4 protein-coding genes are annotated in these 7,776 nt (G+C 51.6%); 1 reads left to right on the top strand and 3 read right to left on the bottom strand.

What is annotated here, in order from left to right; genetic code table 11:
* From ACP5D4_RS07510 to ACP5D4_RS07500, 3 genes are all read right to left on the bottom strand, one after another.
* Window positions 1–645: sulfotransferase family protein (locus ACP5D4_RS07510; RefSeq protein ID WP_428011011.1), on the bottom strand; the 645-nt coding region annotated here is incomplete at its 3' end.
* 795 nt (window positions 646–1,440) lie between these two features.
* Window positions 1,441–2,700, bottom strand: coding sequence for a methionine adenosyltransferase (gene metK / locus ACP5D4_RS07505; protein ID WP_428011010.1), 1,260 nt, complete (start codon window positions 2,698–2,700; stop codon window positions 1,441–1,443).
* A gap of 269 nt (window positions 2,701–2,969) precedes the next feature.
* Window positions 2,970–6,536 carry a DNA polymerase III subunit alpha gene (locus ACP5D4_RS07500; protein WP_428011009.1) on the bottom strand — a complete coding sequence of 1,189 codons (3,567 nt, stop codon included), beginning with the start codon at window positions 6,534–6,536 and terminating at the stop codon, window positions 2,970–2,972.
* Between the two features lie 240 nt (window positions 6,537–6,776).
* Between ACP5D4_RS07500 and ACP5D4_RS07495 the strand changes: the two genes are divergently transcribed.
* A complete protein-coding gene (locus tag ACP5D4_RS07495; RefSeq protein ID WP_428011008.1) occupies window positions 6,777–7,727 on the top strand; it encodes a lysophospholipid acyltransferase family protein in 951 nt (316 codons plus the stop codon).
* The last annotated feature ends 49 nt before the right edge of the window (window positions 7,728–7,776 follow it).

Genomic DNA, 7,776 nt, shown 5'->3' with positions numbered 1-7,776 from the left:
GTGTTTTTCCGTCGTCGCCACAGCGCGATTCCACTGTTGGATGCACTTATCCATATCGAGATAGGAGTTGATATGGGTTTGGGTGGCGCCGATATCCTCGCCGAGATACTTCTGTGCGGCGTCGTAGAGCGAAGCGACGACATCGATGCCGTTGCGGACGATGTGAATAAAGCGAGCGTCGGGGAGATAGTGCTGAATGCGATCGATATAGTACAGGTGATACGGCGTTTTTTCGAGCCAGACGCTTTTACCGCGATCGATCGTCACCCGGTCCATTAAGTGAACGAACCCATTCACCCATTCCCGAGACGAGGAAGACTCTCGAGGCATCAACGACAACAAGTCTTCGCGATCGATATCGGCGAGGAACTGTTGCATTCGCTTGGCAACTCGGTGGCGATAGCGTTTCGGCAAGATATCTCTAGCCAGTAGCCAACTGTCACGCCAGTCGGCGACAGTCTCGCGAATCCCCTCGGGAGAAGTTCCAAAAATTCGGTGTTCGACACGACCGAACGCTTTCATGAAAAACAGTGTTTCGGGAAACGAGGTGACGTCAGGATGAGCGGTCATTAACGCCTGTAACAATGTCGTTCCCGAACGGGGGCAGCCGAGTACAAAAACTCGCCCTTGAATGGCTTGGCTCATAGTTTTTTCTTAATTTTTATAGGGTTTTTGTCAAATGAACTGGGGTCAAAATCGGAAAAATACAAGTTGAATTCAAAATTTGACAAGATTTTCCTGGTCTCGAAACGCAACTCTGTTCGAGGGACTTTTTGAAATTTGGTTTTTTCTGAATTGCCAAACACTTGCCAAATATTCTAGCCAATCTCTTCAAAAAAAAGCAAGAGTTTTTTGTTGCAAATTTTTTAAATGCGATTTTCCTTGTTTTTAAATCCCGAAAAACTTCACCCCAAAAACTTAACCCACTTCTGTCGCTTTGGCTGCTAAACCCTTACAAATCCACGACAAACGCTATTTTATGGCGACTCTATAGTGTTTGTCGGTACGGCTTCTAACACCTGTTGTCCAGGTTCGAGACCCCCTCTGAAGGGGGGCATCTCAACAATGTAAATTTATCAGATCGGAGTCTCTGCACTGTCTCTGCACTGAATTGAGCTGTTGTTGGGTTTCGCTATCGCTCCACCCAACCTACGGCAAACTCATATTTTTACAAAAGTGAGATGCACTCCCTCTGAAGTCCCTTTTATGTTATAAAAACTAAAACCCTAAAAAGTTATTAATAACTATAACTTGATAGAGAATCCGCATCTCAAACAGCCGTTTCGCCGAATCCTACAAAAACCTCTGTGTTCTCTGTGCCTCTGTGGTGAGCGCGTGTTCAAACCCAGCTTATCGAAACGATGGGAAACGCCAAAAAAAAATCAGCCTGAAGCAACGCTCCAGACTGACAAAAACCGAAAAATTCAGCGAAATCGGAAATTAGGCAGAGGCCGACACCGCCGGACTGAACGCCTTTTTCAACACCTCGACTTTATCCAAGCGTTCCCAAGGCAGATCGAGATCCGGGCGTCCCATGTGGCCGTAAGCCGCCGTCTCTTGGAAAAAGCGGCCGTTCCGTTCCCCGGGAAGGTTGCGTAAATCGAAGGTTTGGATAATTCCAGCCGGACGCAACTCGAAGTTTTCCTTAACCACTTCGAGCAGTTTATCTTCGTCCACCTTACCCGTACCGAAGGTTTCGATGAAGATGCTCGTCGGTTGCGCGACGCCGATGGCGTAACTGACCTGAACTTCGCATTTTTCCGCCAGTTCAGCCGCGACAATGTTTTTCGCGATATGGCGACAAGCGTAAGCGGCGCTACGATCGACCTTCGTGGGGTCCTTACCGGAGAAGGCACCGCCACCGTGACGGGAGTAACCGCCGTAAGTGTCGATGATAATTTTACGACCCGTTAAGCCGGAATCCCCTTGAGGACCGCCGATGACGAATTTTCCGGTGGGGTTGACCAAGAAACGAGTGCGATCGTCGGGTTTCACGTCGATATCCGAAAATACCGGCTGTACCACCGCCGTCCACAAATCGGCTTGAATTTTCTCCCGCACCGACTTCTCATCGCTAAGATGGTCGATCGTGGGCGTGTGTTGCGTCGAAACCAGAATCGTATCGATACCGATGGGTTTGCCATCTTCGTAAATGACGGTGACTTGGGTTTTCCCGTCCGGACGCAAATAGGACAGTTCCCCAGTTTTGCGAACCGCCGCCAGACGGCGAGACAGACGGTGCGCCAAACTAATCGGCAAAGGCATGAATTCGGGGGTTTCGTCGCAGGCGAACCCGAACATCAACCCTTGATCTCCAGCACCCACTTCGTCGAGTTCGGCGTCGCTGGCTTCTTCCCGGCGTTCGTGGGCAGCGTCCACCCCCTGGGCGATGTCGGACGATTGCTCGTCGAGTGCCACGAGAACCGAGCAGCTATTGGCAGAAAAGCCGTTTTCGGCGTCCGTGTAGCCGATTTCAGCAATTTTCTGCCGTGCGACTTTCACGTAATCCACTTTGGCGTTCGAGGTGATTTCCCCGGTAATTAATACCAAACCGGTGTTGACCACCACTTCCGCCGCGACGCGACTGCTGGGGTCTTGTGCCAACAGCTCGTCGAGAATGGTATCGGAAATTTGGTCGCAGATTTTGTCAGGATGTCCTTCAGTGACGGACTCCGAAGTAAAAAGATAGCGGCGAGACAAGGACTCTTCCTCCTTCCATCGTAATAAGCAGCAAGGCTTTGGGCAGCAGGGCGAACGCTAACCGCACGCTCGATCTGCTATAGTATCAGTTTTATCCGCCCTCTAGGTCTCCACACCACCCTGACCTGGCGTCGTTCTTGGGCATTGATAGGGAACGGGGAACGGGGAACAGTGGTAGGGTGCTGTGACGCGGGCGCCCAAAGGTCGCTGAAAGTCGCTCAATCCCATCTCTTCCTCTCCCTATTTCCCCCTCTCCCCCTCCGTTGAGGTTACGATCGCGCCAACGCATAAGGTCGCGCGGGGAATCCGGCGACGGTTAAGGCTCCAACCGCACGTTCGCAGTCGGGGACTCGGAACTGCGCCCCCAACCGGACGAATTGGCGTTGGTGTCCGCTGGCGATAACGCCGATGACGGGAACTTTGGATTCGGTATTTTCGCCGACTTGGGTGCGAATCACGTCCCGCAGGCGGTTGCGTTCTTGAATGTCTCCGGCTTGTTCCGGGGTTAGCTTCACCATCACCATCTGCACCCGTTCGATGATTTCGGCGTCTTCGATAATTAATTGGGGGCGATCGTCGCGACGCTCGATTTTACCCCAGACGATGAGTCGCGCGTCTTCAGTCAGCATTTGGCCGATGCGTTCGTAGGCTTTGGGGAAGACGACGCCTTCGGCACCTCCGGTGAGGTCTTCGACTTCTACGATCGCCATGCGATCGCCTTTTTTGGTGATAATCGGTTTGAGGCTGCTCAACATGACGATGGCGCTGACGGTGGTTTTTTCCGGTCGATCGCCGAGTTCGTTGAGGCTAATCGGCGCCAGGAGTCGGGAGCTTTTCTGAATCGACTTGAGGGGATGGTCGGAGACGTAGAAGCCGAGAAGTTCTTTTTCCAGTTTGAGTTTTTCCATCGGCTCGAAATCAGGAACCTGGGGCGGTTCGGGGAGTCCGTCGAAACCGTTTTCGTCGCGGGTATGGTTCTCTTCGCCACCGAGTCCGATTTGGTCGAAGAGGTTGAACTGACCCGTCGCCCGGTCTTTGGCCCGGGATTGCGCCCAATCCATGACGGTATCGAGGTATTCCATCAGTTGTTTGCGATTGGGGTTGAGTTTGTCGAAGGCGCCGCATTGGATGAGGGCTTCTAAGGCGCGACGGTTGACGGCGTGGAGATCGACGCGATCGCACAAATCCGCCAGGGATTCAAAGTCGCCGTCTTTGTTTCGGGTTTTGAGGATGCAGTCGATCGCCCCTTGTCCGACGTTTCGCACCGCCGAGAGTCCGAAGAGAATGCGTTTTCCGTCCACGGGGGTAAAATCGACGTTCGATCGATTAATATCGGGCGGTTCCACCTCTATACTCATGTTGGTACAGGTGGCGATATATTTTTGAACTTTGTCTTGGCTGCCGCTGTTGGCGGTTAACAGGGCGGCCATGTATTCGACGGGATAGTTGGCTTTGAGATATGCCGTTTGATAAGTGACATATCCGTAAGCCATTGAGTGGGATTTATTAAAACAATATTCAGCGAACTTCACCATCTGCTCGAAGAGGGCTTCAGCAGTTTTGCGATCGACCCCATTTTTCGCCGAACCGTCGATAAAAATACCGCGATGTTTCTGCATCTCCGCCATCTTTTTCTTACCCATGGCGCGACGCAGCAAATCCGCTTCTCCCAAGGAATACCCCGCCATATCTTGAGCGATTTTCATAATCTGCTCTTGATACACCATAACGGCGTAAGTTTCCTGAAGAATCGACTCCAACATGGGATGGTCGTATTCGATCGCCTCCAAACCATGTTTGCGGTTAATAAACTTAGGAATCAGCCCCGCATCCAGCGGACCGGGACGATACAACGCCAAAATCGAGGAAATATCGTCAATACAAGAGGGTTTCAAATCCCGTACCACCTGACGCATTCCCGAAGATTCCAGTTGGAAAATCCCTTCTAACTTCCCTTCTGCTAACAGTTTGTAGGTCTTTTGAATATCTTTTGGAAGTTTGTGGTCTTCGCTGCGGGCGGCGATCGATTGTGCTTTTCGTTCCTGAGAGGCTAAATCGTCCGGGTCGATGCGATATCCTTGAGTTTGCTCGATGAGATCCAACGTTTTTTGAATCATCGTCAAGTTTTTCAAGCCCAAGAAATCCATTTTCAGCATTCCCATGGATTCCAAATCTTCCATCGGATACTGAGTCGTAACCCCTCCTTCTTTATTATATTGCAACGGCACAATTTCATCAATCGGATCGGCAGAAATAATCACCCCCGCCGCGTGAACTCCAGTCGATTTGTTAGTCCCTTCAATGCGAATTGCCATATCGAGCCAACGCTTCACAATGGGGTCGGTATCGTAGGCTTTTTTAAACTCCGGTTCCGGCGTATCGTCGGAAATCATTACTTTTAATTTCTCCGGCTTACCCCGAGAAACCGGAATCATTTTCGCCATAACATCGGCTTGTTTGTAGGGAATATTCAACACCCGCGCCACGTCTTTTAACACCGCTTTCGAGGTCATGCGGTTAAAAGTAACAATTTGCGCGACCTTTTCTTTTCCGTACTTTTGCGTGACGTACTGAATCATTTCGTCCCGCCGTTCGATACAAAAGTCTGTATCGATATCGGGCATAGACTTCCGTTCTGGGTTCAAAAATCGCTCGAACAGTAAGCCGTGGTGAACCGGATCGATGTTCGTAATTCGTAGCGAATAGGCCACCAACGACCCCGCCGCCGAACCCCGTCCGGGTCCGACGGGGATGTGGTTATCTCTGGCGAATTTAATGTAATCCCAAACCACGAGGAAGTAGGTGGAAAAGCCCATTTGCTGCATCATTTTTAGCTCGTATTCGAGCCGTTCTTTATATTCGGGCTTCAGTTCGGCGTGACTTTTGGCGTTGAGTCGATCGAGCAATCCTTCCCAGGTGACTTTTTCCAGGTAAGTATCGGCGGTATGGCCGGCGGGAATGGGAAAATCGGGAATTCGCGTGTCGCCAAAGAGGTCGTAAGGTTGGACTTTTTCGGCGACTTCTAAGGTGTTGTGGATGGCTTCTTGAATCACCTCGTCGCTGAGGTGATCGCGAAATAGTTGCGCCATCTCTTCGGCGGTTTTTAAATATTCCGTGCCGCTATAGCGAAGGCGTTTGTCTTCCGTGATGAGTTTCCCCGTTTGGATACATAACAGGGCGTCGTGGGCTTCGACGTCGTTGCAGGAAATATAGTGAGAATCGTTGGTGGCGATAATTTTAATGTCCAGTTCTCGGGCGATTTTGACGATTTCCACGTTGACCACGCGGTCTTCTGGAGACCCGTGGTCTTGAATTTCTAGGTAAAAATCCTCTCCGAAAACCTCTTTGTACCACTTGGCAATCCGACGGGCGACGTCGGGTTTGTTTTTGAGGATGGCTTGGGGAATTTCGCCCCCCAAACAGGCACTCGTGACGATGAGTCCTTCTTTATATTGTTCGAGGAAGTCTTTGTTAATGCAAGGACGGGCGAAAATGCCTTTGCCTTGGTATCCTTCGAGGTGGGAAATGGTGGTGAGTTTGACGAGGTTTTTGTAACCCTGGTTGTTTTTGGCGAGAACGACTTGGTGGTAACGAGGGCGTCGTTCTTGTTTGGTGATGTCGCCGTTGATGACGTACATCTCGTTGCCGATGATGGGTTTGATGCCTTTGCCACGACAGAGTTTCACCAGTTGCGCCGCGCCGTACATGACGCCGTGATCGGTGAGGGCGATGGCAGGCATTCCCAATTCTAAGGCGCGATCGATCAGCGGTGACAGTTGACTGGCGCCGTCGAGGAGGCTGTAGTCGCTGTGGATGTGCAAGCCGACGAAAGACATAAGCGGTGGTTCGATGAAACTCGTGAGGGAACGAGATCCTATGGTAACGCTGAGATGGGTTCGATCGTGCCAATGTTGCAACTGTCTGCGAAGGAGGGGGAAAGGAGCGAGATCGCCCGTTTGGGAAGGGTGACACTGGGGCAACTGTGCGAAATTGAGGAGATTGGGGGGGCAAACTCTCGTAATCTAAGGTTGGAATACGCCATTTTAAACAAACCCATCGCCCGAGGAAACTTGCAAATGACCGTTGCGACGAAGCCTAAAGAGCGTTCTTCTGAATCGTTACCGGAATCGTTACCGCCGTTGACGCCGGATACAGTGCAGCGGGCCCGGGAAGGTTGGGAAGCGGCGATCGATCGCGAGGTGCGCCAAGCCACGGAAGAGGCGTTCGATATTACGCAAGAAATCGGTTTAGGGAAACCGCCTCGACGGGCGAACGGACATCTGCGACGCTGGATTTTGCGATGGCTGGTGCGTTTGCTGTTCCGAGTCAAGGTGGAAAACGCCCATTTGTTACCGGAAGGGCCGGTGTTGTTGGTGGCGAACCATCTCAACCATATCGATCCGCTGTTGATTTTAGGGGAAATTCCGGCGTCTCCGTATTGTTACGTTCTCGGCGACGCGCGATCGCTCTACAACGCCCCTTGGAAACGGGCAATTTTGCAGTGGGCGCAAGGAGTGATTCCCCTCAACCGCTGGTGGAAAGAGGAAAAAGCGGTGATTGCTGGGGCGAAATCGGGACGGGAGGATTTGGCAGAGTTGGCGGAGAAGATTCAGCAAGACGTTCCCGATGGGAGTTCGATCGAAATGTTGCGTCAGCTCGATCGATCCGTGCAAGCGGTGTTTAACAACGGCGATTCGCTGTTACTGTTCCCGGAAGGAAAGCTGGGAACCGAAGAAGGAAAACTGCTTCCCCTCAAGCGAGGCGTCGCCACTTACGCCCTGAGATCGGGGGTTCCCATCGTTCCCATTGCTTTAATTGGTACCGAGGATTTATATTTCCGCAAAACCCTGACGCTGCGTTTTGGGGAGGCGATCGCGGTTCCCCAGGCGAAACGGCCGAAATCTCGCCAGGTTCAAGCGGTTATCGAAGCGGTTCGAGAACGGTTAGAAGCACTGCTACCGCCGGATTATCGGGAACCGGACGAGTTGAAGCTGTTTGGGTCTTTTCTCAACCATATGTTTTGGTAGTCGCGGCGATTCTATTGGGATGCGATCGCGAAAAACCCCTTCTGCTTCA

The sequence above is a fragment of the Baaleninema sp. genome, from assembly GCF_049974805.1.
Classification (GTDB): Bacteria; Cyanobacteriota; Cyanobacteriia; order Cyanobacteriales; family Geitlerinemataceae; genus Baaleninema.
This window is presented reverse-complemented; position numbering and strand designations above follow the sequence as displayed.

What these genes read in the sequence shown, in the direction of transcription:
- ACP5D4_RS07500 (WP_428011009.1), bottom strand. Translation starts at nt 6,536, where the DNA reads ATGTCTTTCGTCGGCTTGCACATCCACAGCGACTACAGCCTCCTCGAC.
- ACP5D4_RS07495 (WP_428011008.1), top strand. Translation starts at nt 6,777, where the DNA reads ATGACCGTTGCGACGAAGCCTAAAGAGCGTTCTTCTGAATCGTTACCG.